Genomic DNA, 18587 nt, shown 5'->3' on the forward strand with positions numbered 1-18587 from the left:
CCATGACACACACGCATGTTCTGATCATCGGCAGCGGACTGGCCGGATTGGGCACCGCCATCCGGCTCAGCCAGCAGGGGTACACCGATTTCGTGGTGCTCGAACGCGGCGATGACGTCGGCGGCACCTGGCGGGACAATACCTATCCGGGCGCGGCCTGCGATGTGCCCTCGCACCTGTACTCGTACTCGTTCGCGCTGAACCCGGAGTGGACGCGCTCGTTCTCACCGCAGGCGGAGATTCACCGGTACATCCGCGGTATCGCCGACCGGTACGAGGTCCGGGACAAACATGTCTTCGGCTGCGAAATGACCGGCGCCAGCTGGAACGAGACCGATTCCCGGTGGGAGATCCAGACCAATAAGGGGCAGTACACGGCCGACATCGTGGTCTCCGCGGTCGGGGTGCTGTGCGAGCCGAGTCTGCCGGATATCAAGGGAATCCACACGTTCGAGGGGAAGATCTTCCACTCCTCGCGCTGGGATCACGAGACCGATCTGGCGGGCAGCCGGGTTGCGGTGATCGGCGCCGGCGCTTCGGCGGCTCAGATCGTGCCGAATATCGCCTCCGAGGTCGCGCATCTGGACGTCTACCAGCGCACGCCGCAGTGGGTGCTGCCGCATTTCGGGCGGCGGTATCTGGCGTTCGAGCGCTACGCCTTCAAACATGTTCCCGGCCTGCAGCGGTTGATCCGGGCGGCCATCTACGCGAATCGCGAGCTGTTCGTGGTGCTGCAGACCAAGTTTCCGCAGGCAGCGGTGCTGCTGGAACTGATCGCGCGCATCAAGATGCGATACGAGGTCCGTGATCCGGCACTGCGCAAGCAGCTGACCCCGGAGTACCGCCTGGGTTGCAAGCGCATGCTGATCTCGAATGATCTGTACCCCACGCTGGTTCGCGATGATGTCGATCTGGTCAGCGACGGCATCAAGGAGATTCGGGGGCGCTCGATCGTCTCGGAGGACGGCACGGAACGCGAGGTGGACGCCATTGTGCTGTGCACCGGCTTCCGGGTCACCGACTCTCCGACCTGGGAGGTGTTTCGCGGACGCGATGGGCGCACACTGTCCGAACTGTATGACGCCGAAGGAATTTCGGCCTACAAGGGTACGGTCGTCGCCAACTTCCCGAATGCCTTCGTCATGCTCGGCCCGAACTCCGGGCTGAACTACACCTCGCTGATCTACATCATCGAATCCCAGATCAACTACGTGCTCGACGCGATCTCGACGATGGAGAAGCAGGGCCTGCGCACGATCGAGGTCCGAAAGGACGTGCAGGACAACTACCATCGCGGATTGCAGGAGAAGATGGCCGACAGCGTCTGGGTGACCGGCGGCTGCACCAGCTGGTTCCTGGACAAGAACGGCAAGAACGCCACGCTGTGGCCGGACTTCAGTTTCCGCTTCCGGCAGAAGCTTCGGAAGTTCGATGTCGAGTCCTACGACACCACGACTCGCACCGCCGAGGTCAACGCATGACGTGGTGATAGCGGATTCGTCGCTGGGCCTGTGAGACGATGCCGTTGTCCGGCAACACGTCTGGACGGGGTCGATCGGCAGGAGTGAACGTGGAGTCGGGAGCTTTCCGGCCGGATCTGTCACATCGGCATTTGGCGCGATTCACCGAGCAACTGCGTGCGGCGATGCCACCGGCGCTGTGGCGGGTGATCGAGCCGTGGTCGCATCGGCCGCTGCACTGGCACGACGGCACGGGCGACACCACGGGTGATGTCTACGGATTGGACCGGGCGCAGGGGAGTGAGCTGGCTGTGTGCCAGGTCCATGCGCCGATCGCGTGGCACCGCGTCATCGCGGGCCTTCCCGAAGTCGTCTTCCGTCATCCCTCCCCGAGCGCGGCGCAGCTTGGCGCACTGTGGGAGCTATTGTCCGCCAGAGGACTTCGGCCCGCCATCCATGTGAATCTGATGCCATGGCTACCGGCCTGGACGCACGTGGAGGTGGCGCCGGGGGCGTGGGCGGTGGATGTACTCGGCGTCGCCGCCTCGGGGGGCGATATCGACCCCGCGGAGGCCGACGAGCTGGCAAAAGTACTCAACGGTCCGGGTTCGGAGCTGCCGGTGCACCCGACTTCCTTTCCCACGCATCAGTGGACGTACTGGCCCACGGCTTGAGGGATACGGTCAAATATCAACGGGCAAAAGCTGTTTGAGTCGCAACCGGCAGCGCGGGCGGTTATGATTCGAGACGCATCGGGCCGGAGAGAGTGCTCCCGCGCCCCAAGCAGAGATACCTGTGCCGAGCGGTTTCGCGCCGCGCGCTTCACGGAGGTCACCTGCTATGGGGATCGATGTCACCACCGCCGAACTAGCCGGGGCCCGCGCCTACTCGCGCACCTGGCTGAACATCTACGACCTATATGTGCTGGGTTTCAACAACCACCTGGTATGGCGTTGCCCCACAAGACATCTGCGGGCACTCTACGACGGTCACATCTCGAACGATCATCTGGATATCGGGGTCGGCACCGGCTATTTCCTGCGCCGTGCGACCTACCCGAGCACGCATCCCCGACTGACCCTCGTCGATCTGAGCGAACCGGCACTTGCTGTGACCGTCGATCGCCTGCGCGCCCGCGGCCTCGACCCGGAGGTGCACATCGGGTCCGTACTCCAGCCCCTGCCCGTCGAGCGCCGGCGCTACGGTTCGGTCGCCGCGAATCTGCTGATGCACTGCGTACCCGGGGGCTGGGACAGTAAGGGCATCGCGTTCGCCCACGTCGCCGATACTCTCGCAGGCAGTGGCGTGTTCTTCGGGTCGACCGTCCTCAATGTGGGTGTGCCCACCAATTGGCTGAGCCGGGCCACCTCGCGAGCGTTCAACTCCAACGGCATCTTCCACAATGAGGACGATGACCTCGAGGGCCTGCGGGCTGCTCTCGAACGGGAATTCAGCCTGGTGGACATCCAGATGCGTGGGTCGATGGCGCTGTGGACCGCCAGACACCCACGGCGAGAGCACTGATCGTGTCAGGCCGCGGTGCCGCCTGCCGCGTGCAACATGATCGCCAGCGGATGCACCGGCCGCTTCTGCGAGGTCGGCATGAGGAATGCCGAGGCGTGATAGCGCCCCGCGCCGGCGAGCGTCACGGTGTCCTCGATCAGCGCGGACGCATCGGCGCTGATCTTGTCGATATCGAGTTGGCCCAGCAGTTCGGCCACCACACCATCATCGGCGAGCAGATCGGTGAGCTTGCCCCACACCGTGACCGGCACGCGAGTACCCGGGTCCACGATGACCAGGGTGCCCCCGCCGGTGATCATGCCGCGCGTGGATTGCGGGGTGTACTCGCGGTGCGCGAGCTTCACGGTGATGCCGTGGACGAATAGCGCACCGGCTTCCGGGACTATCGCCGAGGACCAGAAGTGGGTGAATTGGTCGGTGCCGGTGGGGAGCACCGACCAATATGCCTCCGCCCGTGTGCCTTTCGGCCCGGTGCGGGCGTCGTAGTACAGACTCAGGAATGCTTGTACGTCGTCGGGATTCATGAATTTGAGCAGGTCGCGGATCGGCCGGTACTCGCCGACCCGGCGGCCGTCGCCGATGCTCGCCAGATCATCGCCCGCGCTGGAGGTTGCCACCGCTTCGAGATCCATGATCCAGCTGTTGTAATCGGGCCGGGGCGGGATCGGCCCTGGGCCAAGCCATACGACCAGTCCCACCGGGACCTCGTCCGGAGTCAGCACCCAGTGGGTGCGGAATTCGATGGACCCGGCGCGGGACTGCCGGTCCGCACGCGGGCCGGCGGTGAGCGCTTCCCGGACGAGCTGCTCGAACAACACCCGGCCCTCTTTGTTGAATCCGAGGGCCATATCCTCCCGGCGCAGTCTCTTGGCCACTCGCAGCGCCCCTGCGCTGTGAATGACGATGTCCTCCGCGGCCGCCAATCGTGTCGCGATGACGTCCACACAGAGCCAGGATCCCGGAAAGCGCACGCCAGAAAGACTAGTCAATCGGCAATGACGTGTGGCAATCGTCGAAAGTGTTGCGGCACAGTGGGTTTGCTGCCTGATTACCACCGGCGCCGTCATGCGGTTGTGCTATAGTTCGAAAGGCACCGGCTGGAGAGAGATCGCTCCCATTTCGGAAGCAGAGTCCCGTTTCGGGGACGTGGCTTTCGGTTGCATGTGATGAGAAGGATCACCAGCAATGTCCGTGCAAAACATTAATCATCGGCGCGTCGTCACGGCGGCCGAGGCCGGCGAGGGCGATGCGCTCGATCCGTCGGCGCTGCGCCGGCAGGTCGGCTGCTATCAGCATTTGGCCGCCATTACCGCCGAATTGCAGACGCGCCGATTCGGCGGTGTGTGGAGTCCGCCGGAACGAGGAGCTCTGCACCGCATCGCCGCCGACATCACCCTGCGCCGCAAGGCGCTCGGCGCGGGTATCGACTACGAGCAGTTCACCCTCGAGGACGTTCCGGCGCCGGTGCGCGCGCAGTGGCGCGACGCCTCCGATGCCATGCTCGGGGCAGCGTATGCCATCTATGCCGGTGCCGGATTATTGGCCGCGGTCAAGAGCGTTCCCCGGTGAATACGTCGCTGATCGGGGACGGTCCGATCCCGGTCCGGCGCTGACGGGCCGAAACTATTGTGTGGGACCGTGAGTCCCATATATCCTCGGAAAGGGTGGCGGTCCTGCGCCGCCCCACTGCACGAGGAGACATCGATGACGCTGTCCGATTCGGTTCGCACCGAGTTCTTCGACGCCGACTATCGCGCGGCGCTGGCCACCCTGTCCGACGGATCTGTCCATCGCAGGTTCGATCCGTATCTCGATATCGATTGGGATGCACCGGATTTCCAGTTGGATCCGCACGATCCGCGCTGGGTGCTCGCCCCCGAATACGATCCGCTGGGCGCCACCGAGTGGTACCGCGGTCTGCCGCTGGACCGGCAGATCGAGATCGGCCGCTGGCGGATCGCCAATGTCATCAAGGTCGGCGCGGCCTTCGAGAGCGTCCTCATTCGCGGAATGATGCAGTACATCATGAAGCTGCCCAACGGTTCTCCGGAGTTCCGCTACTGCCTCCACGAGATGACCGAGGAGTGCAATCACATCCAGATGTTCCAGGAGCTGGTCAATCGGATCGGCGTGGATGTGCCCGGCATGCGGCCGCTGTTCAAGATGCTCTCGCCGTTCATCGGTGTCGCGGGCGGCTATGCGCACGTCATTCTGTTCATCGGCATTCTCGGTGGTGAGGAGCCGATCGACCACTATCAGAAGGCGCTGATCCGGCAGGGCGGCAATGTGCCGCCGGCGGTGCTGCGCACCATGGAGATTCACGTCGCCGAGGAGGCTCGGCACATCTCCTTCGCCGGGGAATTCCTCGAGGCGCATCTGTCGCGGATGGGTAAGGCCGGGCGCGCGGTGTCCTCGGTGGCGTTCCCGCTGGCCATGCGCTGGCTCGCGAGCGAGATCATGGCCCCGCCACGGTCGTTCGCGCAGCAGTTCGACATCCCGGAAGAGGTGATGCGCGAAGCCTTCTGGCAGGGCCCGCATTCGCGCCGCATCCTGTCCGGCTACTTCGGCGATATGCGCGCGCTCGCCCGTGATCTCGGCATGATGAATCCGGTATCGCGGCGACTATGGTCGATGCTGCATATCGACGGCGTCGCCTCGCGCTACCGCAGCGAACCGGATCGGCGCGCGGCGTAGCGGATCATTCCGGTGGGAGCGAACTCGCCGCGAGTTCGCTCAACACCGTGAGTAGCGGACGCTCCGGATCAAGCGTCAGCCCGTGCCCCCGAGCAACCCCATCCAGCACGCTCCACGCGTAACCCGATACCGCCGCAACCAATTCCGCACGGGTCAACGCCGGATTCGGGTCCCGTGTCCACCGATTCACCGTCGTCTCGGTCATCGACACAATCGCGAAAGTCATGGTGTCGACCGCTGGCTCATCGACCACGCCGACCACCCCGGCCAGCCCCGACACCAACCTCCGTGCCCTCCCAGCGATCTCCGCCTGCAGCCCCACCATGGCCGACAGATCGTCTGGATCGCCGACTCCCGGTCCCCGGCGGACAAATTCGTCGCGGCGCGGATGCTCGGCGATCCAGTCGACCACCGCGCCGACCGCCCGCGACAGAATCGTGCTGATCGACCCGTCATTGACATCCAGCGCCGCATCCACGGTGGCCGCGAACTCGGCACAGATGGCGCTGCGCACCTGCCGATCCAGGTCTTCGCGCCCTGAAAACTGCCGATAAACCACGGATTTCGCGAGTCCGGCATGTTCGGCGATCTGCTGCATCGGCACCTCGGCGCCGGGCACACTCGCGTCCAGCAGGGCAATGGCCGCGGCAATGATCCGCTCCCGCCGCTCATCATTGTGCGGCTGCCAGCGCGCCTGCCGTCCCCCGACCGCGGCGGCGACTGGCTCGGCACTGGACACGCCGCCGAGTCTAGGCCGCCGACGAACCACCCCGGAACACCGGTCGCAGCGCGACGTCGCACAGCAGCCGGCGTGCCCGCGCATATCTCGATCATTGTTATGATTCGTATTATGAAAGCTAATACGTCGCTGAGCGTGGATGGTGCCGTGCTCGCACAGTCCCGCGAGCTCGCCGCGGCGCTCGGCATCACTTTCTCGGCGTTCGCCGAAGAAGCGTTGCGGGACAAGCTGCTTACCGCCGCGGCGCGTATCGCCGCCGACTATGAACGCGCCCAGGGCCGCGACACCGCTGAGCACTTCGCCGAGATCGAGGCCGAGCGGGCAGCAATGGCCGAGGCAATCCGCGCCGCCGGCGCCCAGTGGTAACCGCCGCAACCCCCGCACACGGGGAGGTCTGGCATTACCTGCCCACCATCGCCGGACGTGAGAAACCGTCTGCCCTCGGTAGTGACCGCGTGCTCATTCTGTCCCGTACCGCCGCGAACGCGATCCTGCCCACCGTCCTCGCGGTGCCGGTGGAGCTCGCCCCACGCATGCCGGGACTGGCCGTTCCGTTCTCCGACCTCGATCCGCTGCCCGGCTTGTCCGCGGTCATCTACCGGATTACGCCGATGTACCGACCCTGGCTGCAGGAACGCATCGGTGTTGTCAGCGAGACCACGCTGCGCCAGGTGGTCGGCGCACTGGTGGGCCTGATCGCCCCGGACGCCGTGATCTTCCCTGCGCAGTAGCGACCCAGGAAGCAGTCGTCGGGGGGTGGTTACACCAGGGCGGCTCGGAAGTGGGCGTAGGCGCTGACGTCTTCGGCGTATGCGGATGTGTCGCGTTCCGGGAAGCGGAGGAGTTGGTCGAGGGCTTCGGCTAGTTGGGGGCTGGGGCCGCGGTCTGCGAGTAGGACGACGATTGCCTCCCAGGTGCCGAGGTGCGGATTGGGTTGTGCGAGCAGCTCATCGAGGTAGCGGTCCGGTTCGAGCAGTCGGAGGGCTCGGCGGGCGTAGGCGTGCACGCGGCGGGCCAGCTCGCCGCGGATCGCGTCGATATCGCTCTTGTGGACGTGGCCCTGCAGCTCGGGATCGAGTCGCAGGGACCACATCTCGGTCATCGTGTCCGGTAGCTCGGCATCGGTGAGCAGACCGGGACCGGTGGCCTGCTCGAGGGGAACGGCGGGGAGTGCGAGGCGTTCGGCACGCCATTGGCAGAATTCCCACCAGGCGGTGGGGGTGGCGCTCAGGCTCAAACCGAAGCGCAGTACCTGCTGTCCACCGGTCCAGGTGCGGAATGTCCGGGTGCGGCCCACGGACGCCACGCCACCCGGCTCGACCCGAACCCAGGTGGGTTCGTCCCCGTGAAAGCCGTACGGCTGCAGCAGCGTTCCCGTATCCCGCATCAGGCGGCGCAGCGCCGACTCCGGTTTGACCATAGTTCGCACACTAACGGCGCCCGCCGACAGAACGCCCAAACCGCCCGTCCGCCACGCCCTGCGAAATCACGGACCCGTCCGTACTTCCGTCCGATGCCGCGGCGGCGGGTGAGATGTACTGCTGCCCAGGAGATCCCACTGTGACGAAACACCATCCGCTGCGCTGGATTATCGGCGGTCCCCCATGGAAAGGTGGGGAGATGTTCGGATCCGTTGAGGTGGTGCACCGGTGATATCTGATTCGGAATTGAATCCGGCCGCGGTCGAGATCGGCAGTTTCTTCCCGCAGGCTCCGGATGCGGTGTGGCACGCGCTGACGGAGCCGACTCTGGTCGAGCGGTGGTTGATGCCGTCGATAGGGTTCGTCCCGGCCATCGGAACGCACTTCATCTTCGTGGTGCCCAGCGGCCGGAACGCGACGCAGCCGACCGATGAGATCGCCTGCGAGGTCCTGATGGCCCGGCCCGCTGAGCAATTGACCATCACCTGGGTCGATCTGCGCGCCGAGTATCCGGCGCGCTGGGTGGTGGATTGGACGATCGAGCCCCAGGGCCGTGGCACCCGATTGCTGCTGACCCAAACCGGATTCGATATCGAGAACCGCCGGCAGAAGATGGCCCGCAACGCCATGGAGCGAACCTGGAAGGTCGCCCTGTCGCGCCTGGGTGAGGTGCTCGACCGCTGACGGGCCGAGCCCCGTCAGCTCACCGATGCCCGTTCGGGTGCGGCCTGCTTGCCGACCGTATTGAGGTGGCGCAGCGCCTGCGCGTACGAGTCGAACAGGCTGGTCTCGCAGTAGGGCAGTCCGATTTCCGCGCAGAACTCCTCGACCAGCGGCTGCACCCGCAGCAGGCAGGGCCGCGGCATGGACGGGAAGAGGTGGTGCTCGATCTGGTAGTTCAGGCCGCCGAGAGCGGTATCGGTGAGCCAGCTGCCGCGCACATTGCGCGAGGTGAGCACCTGACGGCGCAGGAAGTCGGTGGCATCGCCCTCGGAGAGCACGGCCATTCCCTTGTGATTGGGCGCGAACGTGCAGCCCATGTACAAGCCGAACAGACCCTGCTGCACGGCGATGAACACCAGCGCCTTACCCGGCGACAGCACCAGGAACACCGTGGTCAGGTATCCGATCGCGTGTGCGGCAAGCAGCGCACCCTCCCAGACCCGGTGCGGGATAGGCCATTTCACGACCGCCCGGACACTCGAGTAGTGCAGGCTGCCGCCCTCGAGCAGCAGCATGGGGAAGAACAGCCAGGCCTGGTAGCGGAAGATGAACCGCCGGAAGCCCTTTCCGGCCGCCGCGCGCTCGCCGGAATGCGCCAGCACGCCCGAAACATCCGGATCAGCGCCTTCGGTATTGGGATGCGCATGATGCCGGTTGTGATTGCTGGTCCACCAGCCGATGCTCAGGCCGATGCCGAGATTGCCGGCGATCACCCCGAACAGATAGTTGGCCCGCCGGGTGGCGAAGATCTGCCGGTGCCCGGCGTCATGGCCGAGGAAGGCGATCTGGGCGAAAACCGCCGCCAGGAACACCGCCGTGACAAGCTGCCACCACGAGTTGCCGAGCGCGATGAACGCCGCCCACCCGCCTGCGAATGCCCCTGCGGTGACGGCGATCTTCCAGCCGTAGTACCGCAGCTTCCGATCCAATAGCCCGGCCTGCCGTACTCGTCGCAACAACACCGCATATTCACTGCCGCGCATCGGTACGGATTCGGACGCCATCGGCAACCCGGTCTCCGCCGTCGACGCAGACCGAAGTTGCGCCATATCTACCACCACGGGCTCTGCACATCCTGCCGTCGCTGTTGTAATTGAGCAGTCGGTGTGCCAGCGTATGCCGCTGCACGCGATATCCGAAGTCGGCACAGAACCGTCGGCCTGCCTCGACTCCAGCATGTCGCATCGGAGCCACCATCGGGTGAACGGATGTGCGGAGCAGCGACACATCTGCGTGACGATTTCGCCCCGGTCAGCACCCGGTGGTCCGGAAGACCGGCCAGCCGACCTCGGTGCGCCAGCGCGCGGTGTCGGCGGTATCGCGCTGGCCGACCAGGTAGTACTCGCGCAGCGGACCGTCGACGGCGAGCGCATGGCGCGAGACGAATTCGGCGAGCGCCCCGTAGGCGCGATCGACCTCGGCCGGGGATCCGGCATGTTCGATGACGGCCATTTCCACTGCCGGGATTTCCAGCGCGACGACCCGGCCGATCGGGCGCACCTCGCCGGTGCACGGCAGGAAGATCGTGGCCTGGCCGAGGTGCTCGGTGAAAATGCTGTCGCCGAAGATGCCGCCCGGCGGGCCGTCGCTATGGAGTTGCTGCGCATTGAGGGTGGCGGTCAACTCACCCAGTGCCCCCTGCGACCAGGCCGCCCCGCTCGCGGCATCGACGATATCGGTGATCGCGGCCGCAGGCGTCGCGGGCAGGCTGCGCAGTTCTATCCGCGGTTCCTCCTGAGATGCGCCGGGGGAGAGCAGGTTTCGCAGCGACGACACCGCGCGCTGGGTGCGGCCGAGTTCATCCTCGAGCCGGGTCAGGTGCGCGGAGATACGCTCATTGCGGGTCAGCAGATCCGGTGCGGACAGCACGGCGTGAATCTGCTCGAGGGGCATATCCAGATCGCGGAAGCGCCGGATCACCTGCGCGATGGGAATCTGATCGGCGGTGTACTGGCGATATGCGGTATGCGGGTCCACTCCGGCCGGTTCGAGCAACCCGATCCGGTGGTAGTGGCGCAGCGTCTTGACGGTCATGTGGGTGGCGCGCGAGAAGTCACCGATCGACAGATACGACAGCATGCCGTCCATTCTGGATGCTCCCCTTGGGGGAGGGTCTCGCCGCCCGCGGCGCTTGACAGCGGAGAGCGCAGGAGTCGGACCCGAAACGCGCAGCGTTCGATCCGCTTAGCAAGCGGTCCCGCGAACCGTCGCGGATCACTCTCCACACTGGGATACGAGGATTCGAACCTCGATTCACGCAGTCAAAGTGCGTTGGCCTGGTCAGTCCTCCACGCGCAGGGCCTGGCGAATGGTCAGGCGGCCCTGGGTCTGCATGAGGGAGCGGCGGTAGAGCTTCTCGGCGATGGATACCGTGCCGTAGGTCGCGGCCGCTGTCAGCAGGAGCGCGATAATGGGCTCCCACCAGGAGGCCGTGCCGTCGGCGAGGCGGCTGGGCATGGCGACGACGGACACGAGCGGAATGTAGGACGCGATCACCCGTGCGGGGCCGGAGAGGAAGATCCCGGCGAACAGCACGATCATGATCACCATCGACAGTGGGGTAGAGGTGGATTGGAGGTCCTCGCTGCGGGTGGCCAGTGCGCCCGCCACGGCCCACAGGCTGGCCAGCGCGAGGAAGCTCACCACGAAGAACACGATGAACCAGCCGGCGGCTCCGGCGATCGGCGCGAGCTGATCACCCTTGCCGGTGGCGACCAGGCCGATCAGGCCCGCACCGACGAACAGGGCGAGCTGGCCGAAAGCCATGGTGGTATTGCCGACCACCTTGCCGATCAGCAACTGCCGCAGGGGAATCGCGCTGGCGAGGATCTCGACAATGCGATTCTGCTTCTCCTCCACCACGCTCTGGGCGATGGCGATGCCGAACAGCACCGACGCCAGGTAGAACAGCAGGGCGAAGACGATGGCCGCCAGTTTCGCGAGCCCGGGATCCACGGTCGCCTTGTCGAGCAGAACGTAGTTCACCGCGCTGCCGTGGCCGAGTTGCTCCAGTGAGGTGCCCGCGGCAGCGGCATTGTGCTGCAGCGTGATCTGCTGGACGGCGGCGCTGAGATAGGTCGAGGCGTCGTCGTTCTTCGCCGCCTTGCCGATCAGCTGCCAGCCCGAGTCCGCGGGCAGCAGGCCGACATCGACGGTACCGTCGCGAACCTGCTGGTCGAGGGTGGCGGCATCGGTCACCTCGTGCGTGGTGAAATCGATCTTCTTATCGGCACTGTGCGCCAGGCTGTTCGCGGTGGTGACGATCTGAGCGGTATCGCTGCCGACGATCGCGACGGCGACATTCATGGTGCGACCGCTGATGATTCCGCTGATCGTCAGTGAGGCGACGATGGCGACAATCGTCACGATCGTGGAGATGAGGAAGCCGCGGTCGCGGAGTTTGACCGCGATCTCCCGCTGCGCGACGATGCGCCATACTCCGGCGGGGGCGGATTCGGCTGTGCGCTCGGCCGATTCGGATGCTGCAGGACTCATGCCGTCACCTCTCGGTAGATCTCCGACACTGTCGGCCGCACCTCGGCCAGCTCCCGTACCGAACCGCGCGTGAGCGCGGCGGTGAGCAGATCGTCGGTACTGGCGTCGGTGAGTTCCAGAAGTACGCCCGCGCTGTTGTTCTCGAGCACATGGATTCCGGCGAAATCGTCGAGCCAGCCGCTGTCACCGCCGACGACCAGTCGATACCGCGCCGGACCCGAATTGCGCAGCTGCGCGGCCGGTCCCTGTGCGACCACATGACCCTTCGCGAGAATGACCAGGTGATCGCACAGGCGCTCGACAAGATCGAGTTGATGCGAGGAGAACAGCACCGGGACGCCTTGCGCGGCATATTCGCCCAGCAGTTCGGCCATGGCATCGACGGCGACGGGGTCCAGGCCGGAGAACGGCTCATCGAGAATGAGCGCCGCGGGCTGGGTGATGACGGCGGCCGCGATCTGCACTCGCTGCTGATTGCCCAGCGATAGTGACTCGAGCTTGTCTTTCGCGCGGTCGCCGAGCTGGAATCGCTCCAGCAATTGCAGCGCATGCTTTTTGGCATCGACTGCCGCCAGTCCGCGCAAGCGGGCCAGATAGACGAGTTGGTCGAGCACAGGCTGTTTCGGATACAGGCCGCGCTCCTCCGGCATATAGCCGAAAGACCGCCGATCCGCCGCGGTCACCGCCCGGCCCTGCCAGTTCACGGTGCCGCCGTGGGTTGCCAAGACGCCCATGATCATTCGCATGGTGGTGGTCTTGCCCGCGCCATTGCCGCCCACGAATCCGGTGAGCGCACCGGGCTGCACGGTGAAGGACACATCGTCGACGGCGACATTGTCGCCGAATCGGCGCACCAAATGCGCGACTTCCAGCATGAATTCTCCCCATACGGTTCGAGCGGCCGACTCGAGCCGGCCGGTTCTCATCTACTGCTAGCGGCGCCCGGTACCCGGTTCGTCGGCGACCAGGTGCAGTCGTCGATCCATATCGGAGACGAAAACCCGCTCCGGGTCGACGGAATCGCGGATGCGCCGCCATTCTTCCAGTCGCGGATACATTGCCCGCACCATCTCCGGTGAGGTGCGCGAGTCCTTGGCGAAGTACAGCCTGCCCCCGGCCGCCAGCACCCGCTCATCCAATTCCGTGCAGAACTCGTGCAGTCCCGGAGCGATCGGAAAGTCCAGGCTGAGCATGAATCCTGGATGCGGCCACGACAGCGGTGCGCGATTGCCCGGGCCCATACGCTTGAACACATTCAGGAACGAGGGATGCCCCGAGCGCGCTATCGCACGTACCGCATCGGCCAATTGGTCCTCGGCCCCGAACGGCATCGACAGCTGGTACTGCAGGAAACCGCGCTTGCCGTAGGCGCGATTCCATTCTCCGAGCAGATCGAGCGGGTGATAGAACTGCGTCAGATTCTGGATTCGCCCGCGTGCATGTTTCGGCAGCGCGTGATGGGCGGCCTCGGCGAGAATGCGGGCCGTGAACCTGTTGACCAACCCGCTCGGGAAGATATCGGGCACGGTGAACAGTTGCGGCGCATCGAACTTCAGCGGATCGGCGCGCAATTCGACGGGCAACTGCTCCAGTGTGGCGAGCGATCCCCGGCTGAACCCGGCCCGCCCCAGCTTCGACCCCGTGCTGATGGTGTCGGGCACCGACATCGAGTATTCGTAACCCTCGTCCGAACCGCCCGTGAGCAGTTCCATGGTCTCTTCGAGTGATTCGGTCCGGTCATTGTCGACAATGAAATACGCGGTCTCGGTGTGCTTCATCCGCACTCGCGCCCGCACGACGATCCCCGTCAACCCCATCCCCCCGATGGTCGCCCAGAACAGCTCCGCCCCCGCGCCTTCCGGTTCGAGCCTGCGCACCGAGCCGTCCGCGGTCAGCAGCTCCATCGACACCACATGGTTGCCGAAACTCCCCTGCGAATGATGGTTCTTCCCATGGATATCGCAGGCAATGGCCCCACCCACCGTCACCTGCCGAGTCCCCGGCAACACCGGCACCCACAACCCGTGCGGCAAAACCGCCCGCATCAATTTGTCGAGGCTGACCCCCGCATCCACATCGACCACACCACTATCCCGATCCACACTGTGAATCCGACTGAGAGCAGTCATATCAACAACCAGCCCACCCCCGTTCTGCGCCGGATCCCCATAACTCCGCCCCAGCCCCCGAGCAATAACCCCCCGAGGCCCCACCTCCCGCACCGCCCGCGCCACCTCATCGACATCCGCCGGCGAAAGCACATCCGCCACAGTGGAAGCCGTCCGACTCCACCCACTCAAAGCCCGCCGATCGATCACCGTTCCCCCTAAAGTGATAGTCACCCGGCCACGGTAACCCCGCTTCCCCGACCTCGTCCGCCCCCGCCCCCAACCAGGGGTGCTCCGCGAGCATCGTGCTCTGCCCATCCGGTGGGGGCCTGGCGGTCATCGCCTGAGTCGAGGGAAATCCACATTGGCATCACATGTCGCGTACTCCGATGACCGAGACGCACGTTCACAGACAGACGCAGACTCAGTTCCTTTGTGTGAAAATCTGAGCGTCACGTACGAATCATGTTGACATATGGGGGAATTGAATGGCATTCGCTGAAGCTACCGCGCGTCAGCTCGTTGAGCGGATCGGCGGTGGGGTGCGACAGCGGCTCGACGCTGTCGGCCGGCTCATCTCCCACAAGATCGGACTCATGCTGGCGGGGAACCCGCAAGCGCTCGGGGAGGCGCTCGGTGACGAGAACCTCTCTGCCGCACCCGATCCTGTCGTGAGAAACAACTGACGCTGGACCTCGGTCTGACATCTGCCCAGTGGAGGCGCCCTCCGGTCGTCACCGTGATCCGGCCTGAACCGGCTCCGGCCCGCTAGTGACCGGTATCGCAGACAGGGGCATCGGCGCCGAAATGCGGCACGCGCAGGGGTGAAGTATCGTCCTCGGTGTCGGCGGCAATTATGTCGGCATGGCTCGAATAGTCATGCGTGCCAGCGTGATTGGAACTCCGAGGATCGCGCTGTCCCGGAAAGACTCGTCCCGCAAGGAGACAGATGATCACCGTTCCTGCGTTCTTCGAACGATCCGGCGAGGAGTTCCGGCCGCTACCACTCGCCCGCAGCCTCTGGTCAGATCAAGCTCTGCTGGGCCCTGCGGTGTGCGGGCTGCTCGCACACGAACTCGAGCGTCAGTGTCTGCCGGAGGGCTTCAGCCCGGCGCGGTTCTTCGTCGAACTACACCGCCCCGTGCCCGCGGTCCCACTCTCGGTGCGCACCAGCACCTCTCGCAACCAGCGGCGACTGTGTGCCGCCAGCGCGGAACTCATGGCAGGGGACAAGCCCGTCGCGCGAGCCACTCTCGCGTTCCTACGGAAGTCGGGGCCACCACCGGGTGAGATGTGGACCAGCACTCGTAAACCGCCAGTCCCTCCGGACGACTTTCCCGACGACCAACAGCTCTACGCAAGTGACGAGTTCGGCGGCTGGTCGACCGAACTGAGCGACCACATGAACTCATCGCGTAAAAGGACGTGGATGCCGCGGGTGGGCGAGCTTGTCGCCCGCGAGAAACTGAGTGCCTTCGTAGCCGCGGCGATTCTCGGTGACCAGGCGAATCTTGTGTGCCACTGGGGGACGGAGGGGGTGGGCTACATCAACATTGATCTGTCAATGACGTTCGCCCGACTACCTGAATCCGTTCCGATGGGGATGGGGATCGAGGTGGACAGTCAATTCGCCGCAGAGGGCATCTCCTCCGGAACCGCGATCGTCTACGACCATGACGGTCCGATCGCCACCGCGACGGTCAGTGCTCTCGCCAATCCGCTCCGGCAGGTCGATCTGGCATCCCTCGGCAAGGAATCGGTCGCCGAGGCCTCCTGAGCTCGATCTCACCCCTGGGTGTCGTGGCGGTTCGAGTCGCTGGTCCGCCACAGCGACGGCGAAGTCCTGCCGACACGTAATGCGCGCTCAACGTGGCCACGGTCGGCGATTCACGACATCCGCGTCGGCCCCCGCGGCGATGTCGGCCGTCGTGTGTGGATCTCCTCGGGGCTCACGATGATCAAGTCGAGTTGCCTGAGCAATGACTGTGGAACCTGTCCGCCCTCGAAATGGTCGAATCCGGGCACGATCACCGCCTGCGCGTCGAGGCGGGTGGCCTGAGCGGACGTCAGCTCGCCGAGCTTGCGGGCTGGCATCCGTCCAAGGTCTCGAAGATCGAGTACGGCAAGCAGGCACCGACCGAGGACGACATTCGGACCTGGTGCACGCTCACGAACGCCGAAACCCACACAGCCGATCTCGTTGCGAGTCTCCGTAATATCGATGCGGCATACCTCGAATGGCGGCGCTCGCTCGGAGCCGGCATCCGCCGGGCGCAGCAGAAGGTCTACGACATCGAGTCGGCCACTACGCTCATTCGCGGCTACGATCCTGCTCTGATACCCGGTCTGCTCCACACTCCGGAGTACGCGGAAGCGATATTCCGGCAAGTCGCGGACTTCAATGAAACTCCGAATGATGCCGAGGAAGCGGTCGCGGCACGGATGGACCGACAGCAGCGATATCTGTATCGAGGCAACCGGCGCGTCCACTACCTCATCGGTGAGCAAGCCCTCTATACGACGGTGGGCGATGACGACGTCATGTTCGGGCAGCTCGACCGGCTCCTGACTGCGATGTCACTTCCTCGAGTGCTCCTGGGCATCATTCCGTTGATGGCCCAATACCTGGTGTCCGCAACGAATTTCATCATCTACGACAATCGCCTGGCGGTCGTCGAAGGCGTGACCGCAGCACTGACCATCACGCAACCGCGTGAAGTAGTGGCATACGGGCGTGCCTTCGAGATGCTCGCCGACCAGTCGGTAACGGGAGACGCGGCGCGAAAGCTGGTCACCAAGGCGTTGGAGGCTCGACGAGAGTCCGCGTTTCGGCCCCGTCGCTAGTGACTGTCAGCAGATCGGGTGAGGGTGATGAGGGGGATTTCCCATGGGACTTGGGATTGGAATTGGGTGATGGAGTCGGCGACGGCGGGGGAGGAGTCGACGATGTCGTGCCAGATTTGGGGGCGGGTTTCGGCGGTGGCGACTGTTGCTGAGACTGGCCAGGATTCGGTGCCGACCTCGATGGTGGCGGTGGGGGTGGCGATCAGGTTGAAGTACCAGCCGGGGCGGTGGGGGCGGCCACCGTTCGCGGCGAAGATGACCACGTCGTCGCCGCGACGGATGTAGGCCAGGGGCCAGGTGCGGGGTTCGCCGGTGCGCGCGCCGATCGTGGTGAGAAGCAGGAGGTTACGGTCGGTGAACTGTGCGACCTGTCCGCCGTTGGCGCGGAATTCGTCGATGATGCCTTGGTGAAGCTGCTGGCGTGCTACATCGGTCATGCGCCTACCAACTGATCCGGGCCGCAGGATATGCCGGAGCTGCCACATCATTCGAGGAGAATCATGGAATTGCTGAGCCCTGTACCCACCATCAAGGGGCCGGACACGCTCTTCACCGGCGACGTGTGGATCGACACCATCTACCGCGGTGAAGACCCGTCCCGTACCCGGTTGAACTCGGTGCGCTTCAGCCCCTGCGCCCGCACCGCCTGGCACACCCACGCTGTCGGCCAGACCCTGCACGTCACCGAGGGCATCGGGGTGGTCGCGACCCGCGACGGCCGCGTGATCGTCATGCGACCCGGTGACACCGTATGGACGCCGCCCGGTGAGGAGCATTGGCACGGTGCGACCGCGGAACACTTCATGACCCATCTCGCGCTGTGGGAGGGCGACGATGTGACCTGGGGCGTGCATGTCACCGATAAGGAGTACGCGGACGCCCAGCCGACTACCAACGGCGAATCCCACTGACTGTCAGCACAATACGGCCGGCGAACGCGGGAACAGTGGGAGTTCGCTGACGCGTTCGGCCGTGCCCGACGACTCACCTGGGCGCGAGGCCGTCCATCAGAACCGTGATGAAGGTATCGGTCAGGCCCGGATTTGTGGCTGCCGACCGGGCGATGGCGAACGCGGCCTCCCCGATCATCGTGGTGATCGTGCCGAGGGCGAAGTCCGTACGGACTGTGCCTGCCCGCTGCGCGCCATCGATCATCGCTCCGACGATCCGCACCAACTCACCGCGCAACTCGGTGGTCGTAGGTAGTTCGACACCGGCCAACCCGGCGCTGACGCTGTGGTGTGCGGCCTGAAACGTCATCAGCTCGGTGAGGAACGTTCGTAACGCCTGATCTGGATTGCTGTGTGCCAGTAGCTCTTTGCCGCGTCCGACCACCGGTTCGAGTAGGTCGGATACCGCCGCGTCCAGGAGTGCGTCTTTACCGCCGAAGGCGCGCACCACTGTTCCCGCACCCATGCCTGCTTTCGCGGCGATGGCATCGACGGTGAGCGTGGATCCCGGCTCGGCGAGTAATGCGGTCGCCGCCTCGAGTGCCCGCTGCCTATTGCGTTCGGCATCCGCGCGCCGGCCACGCACACCAGGGGTTGACATCTGGAACCTCGATTCCACATAATAATTG

The 18587-nt window shown here is 65.1% G+C and carries 22 protein-coding genes; 12 read left to right on the forward strand and 10 right to left on the reverse strand.

Going from position 1 to position 18587, the window contains the following annotated elements:
• The first annotated feature begins 2 nt into the window (after positions 1-2).
• From OG326_RS23000 to OG326_RS23010, 3 genes are all read left to right on the forward strand, one after another.
• Positions 3-1481, forward strand: coding sequence for a flavin-containing monooxygenase (locus OG326_RS23000; RefSeq protein WP_327139174.1), 1479 nt, complete (start codon positions 3-5; stop codon positions 1479-1481).
• Between the two features lie 89 nt (positions 1482-1570).
• A complete protein-coding gene (locus OG326_RS23005) occupies positions 1571-2134 on the forward strand; it encodes a hypothetical protein (RefSeq protein WP_327139175.1) in 564 nt (187 codons plus the stop codon).
• A 166-nt stretch (positions 2135-2300) separates the two neighbouring features.
• Positions 2301-2984, forward strand: coding sequence for a class I SAM-dependent methyltransferase (locus OG326_RS23010; protein WP_327139176.1), 684 nt, complete (start codon positions 2301-2303; stop codon positions 2982-2984).
• A gap of 5 nt (positions 2985-2989) precedes the next feature.
• On the opposite strand, the gene OG326_RS23015 is transcribed toward OG326_RS23010, so the two are convergent.
• Positions 2990-3955, reverse strand: a complete 966-nt coding sequence (locus OG326_RS23015) for a hypothetical protein (protein ID WP_327139177.1) — start codon at positions 3953-3955, stop codon at positions 2990-2992.
• A 214-nt stretch (positions 3956-4169) separates the two neighbouring features.
• Here OG326_RS23015 and OG326_RS23020 point away from each other — a divergent pair, with 214 nt between their 5' ends.
• Together OG326_RS23020 and OG326_RS23025 are read left to right on the forward strand one after the other, a co-directional pair.
• Positions 4170-4553 (forward strand): hypothetical protein, encoded by a 384-nt coding sequence (locus OG326_RS23020; RefSeq protein ID WP_327139178.1) that lies wholly within the window; start codon positions 4170-4172, stop codon positions 4551-4553.
• A 135-nt stretch (positions 4554-4688) separates the two neighbouring features.
• A complete protein-coding gene (locus OG326_RS23025) occupies positions 4689-5678 on the forward strand; it encodes an AurF N-oxygenase family protein (RefSeq protein WP_327139179.1) in 990 nt (329 codons plus the stop codon).
• Positions 5679-5682: 4 nt separating this feature from the next.
• On the opposite strand, the gene OG326_RS23030 is transcribed toward OG326_RS23025, so the two are convergent.
• Positions 5683-6417, reverse strand: a complete 735-nt coding sequence (locus OG326_RS23030; protein ID WP_327139180.1) for a TetR/AcrR family transcriptional regulator — start codon at positions 6415-6417, stop codon at positions 5683-5685.
• 111 nt (positions 6418-6528) lie between these two features.
• Between OG326_RS23030 and OG326_RS23035 the strand changes: the two genes are divergently transcribed.
• Positions 6529-6783, forward strand: coding sequence for a hypothetical protein (locus OG326_RS23035; RefSeq protein WP_327139181.1), 255 nt, complete (start codon positions 6529-6531; stop codon positions 6781-6783).
• Between the two features lie 89 nt (positions 6784-6872).
• Positions 6873-7148 carry a hypothetical protein gene (locus OG326_RS23040; protein ID WP_327139182.1) on the forward strand — a complete coding sequence of 92 codons (276 nt, stop codon included), beginning with the start codon at positions 6873-6875 and terminating at the stop codon, positions 7146-7148.
• 29 nt (positions 7149-7177) lie between these two features.
• Here OG326_RS23040 and OG326_RS23045 read toward each other — a convergent pair whose 3' ends face one another.
• Positions 7178-7837 carry a hypothetical protein gene (locus tag OG326_RS23045; RefSeq protein ID WP_327139183.1) on the reverse strand — a complete coding sequence of 220 codons (660 nt, stop codon included), beginning with the start codon at positions 7835-7837 and terminating at the stop codon, positions 7178-7180.
• Between the two features lie 229 nt (positions 7838-8066).
• On the opposite strand from OG326_RS23045, the gene OG326_RS23050 reads away from it, so the two are divergent.
• Entirely contained in the window at positions 8067-8522 is a 456-nt protein-coding gene (locus OG326_RS23050; RefSeq protein WP_327139184.1) for an SRPBCC family protein, read from the forward strand.
• A gap of 14 nt (positions 8523-8536) precedes the next feature.
• Here OG326_RS23050 and OG326_RS23055 read toward each other — a convergent pair whose 3' ends face one another.
• From OG326_RS23055 to OG326_RS23075, 5 genes are all read right to left on the reverse strand, one after another.
• Complete coding sequence (locus OG326_RS23055) at positions 8537-9565, reverse strand: fatty acid desaturase family protein (protein ID WP_327139185.1); 1029 nt, start codon at positions 9563-9565, stop codon at positions 8537-8539.
• A 247-nt stretch (positions 9566-9812) separates the two neighbouring features.
• Positions 9813-10649, reverse strand: a complete 837-nt coding sequence (locus tag OG326_RS23060; RefSeq protein WP_327139186.1) for a MerR family transcriptional regulator — start codon at positions 10647-10649, stop codon at positions 9813-9815.
• Positions 10650-10841: 192 nt separating this feature from the next.
• The gene (locus tag OG326_RS23065; RefSeq protein ID WP_327139187.1) at positions 10842-12056 is read right to left on the reverse strand and encodes an ABC transporter permease; all 1215 of its coding nucleotides are present in this window, start codon (positions 12054-12056) and stop codon (positions 10842-10844) included.
• The gene (locus tag OG326_RS23070; RefSeq protein WP_327139188.1) at positions 12053-12931 is read right to left on the reverse strand and encodes an ABC transporter ATP-binding protein; all 879 of its coding nucleotides are present in this window, start codon (positions 12929-12931) and stop codon (positions 12053-12055) included. Before OG326_RS23070 ends, OG326_RS23065 begins: the two co-directional genes overlap by 4 nt.
• Before the next feature lie 57 nt (positions 12932-12988).
• On the reverse strand, positions 12989-14374 hold the full coding sequence (locus OG326_RS23075) for an FAD-binding oxidoreductase (protein ID WP_327146559.1): 1386 nt from the start codon (positions 14372-14374) through the stop codon (positions 12989-12991).
• Positions 14375-14652: 278 nt separating this feature from the next.
• Here OG326_RS23075 and OG326_RS23080 point away from each other — a divergent pair, with 278 nt between their 5' ends.
• The 3 genes from OG326_RS23080 (at position 14653) to OG326_RS23090 (ending at position 17008) form a co-directional block, all read left to right on the forward strand.
• Positions 14653-14850, forward strand: a complete 198-nt coding sequence (locus OG326_RS23080) for a hypothetical protein (protein WP_327139189.1) — start codon at positions 14653-14655, stop codon at positions 14848-14850.
• Between the two features lie 263 nt (positions 14851-15113).
• The gene (locus OG326_RS23085; RefSeq protein WP_327139190.1) at positions 15114-15941 is read left to right on the forward strand and encodes an acyl-CoA thioesterase domain-containing protein; all 828 of its coding nucleotides are present in this window, start codon (positions 15114-15116) and stop codon (positions 15939-15941) included.
• A gap of 230 nt (positions 15942-16171) precedes the next feature.
• Entirely contained in the window at positions 16172-17008 is an 837-nt protein-coding gene (locus OG326_RS23090) for a helix-turn-helix domain-containing protein (protein WP_327139191.1), read from the forward strand.
• Here OG326_RS23090 and OG326_RS23095 read toward each other — a convergent pair.
• Entirely contained in the window at positions 17005-17445 is a 441-nt protein-coding gene (locus OG326_RS23095) for a nitroreductase/quinone reductase family protein (protein ID WP_327139192.1), read from the reverse strand. The two genes, OG326_RS23090 and OG326_RS23095, sit on opposite strands and share 4 nt — an antisense overlap.
• 63 nt (positions 17446-17508) lie before the next feature.
• Here OG326_RS23095 and OG326_RS23100 point away from each other — a divergent pair, with 63 nt between their 5' ends.
• Positions 17509-17919 carry a (R)-mandelonitrile lyase gene (locus OG326_RS23100; protein WP_327139193.1) on the forward strand — a complete coding sequence of 137 codons (411 nt, stop codon included), beginning with the start codon at positions 17509-17511 and terminating at the stop codon, positions 17917-17919.
• Positions 17920-17992: 73 nt separating this feature from the next.
• Here OG326_RS23100 and OG326_RS23105 read toward each other — a convergent pair whose 3' ends face one another.
• Positions 17993-18559 (reverse strand): TetR/AcrR family transcriptional regulator, encoded by a 567-nt coding sequence (locus OG326_RS23105; protein ID WP_327139194.1) that lies wholly within the window; start codon positions 18557-18559, stop codon positions 17993-17995.
• Positions 18560-18587: the final 28 nt, after the last annotated feature.

Origin of the sequence: Nocardia sp. NBC_01327 (assembly GCF_035958815.1) — a bacterium.
Classification (GTDB): Bacteria; Actinomycetota; Actinomycetes; order Mycobacteriales; family Mycobacteriaceae; genus Nocardia.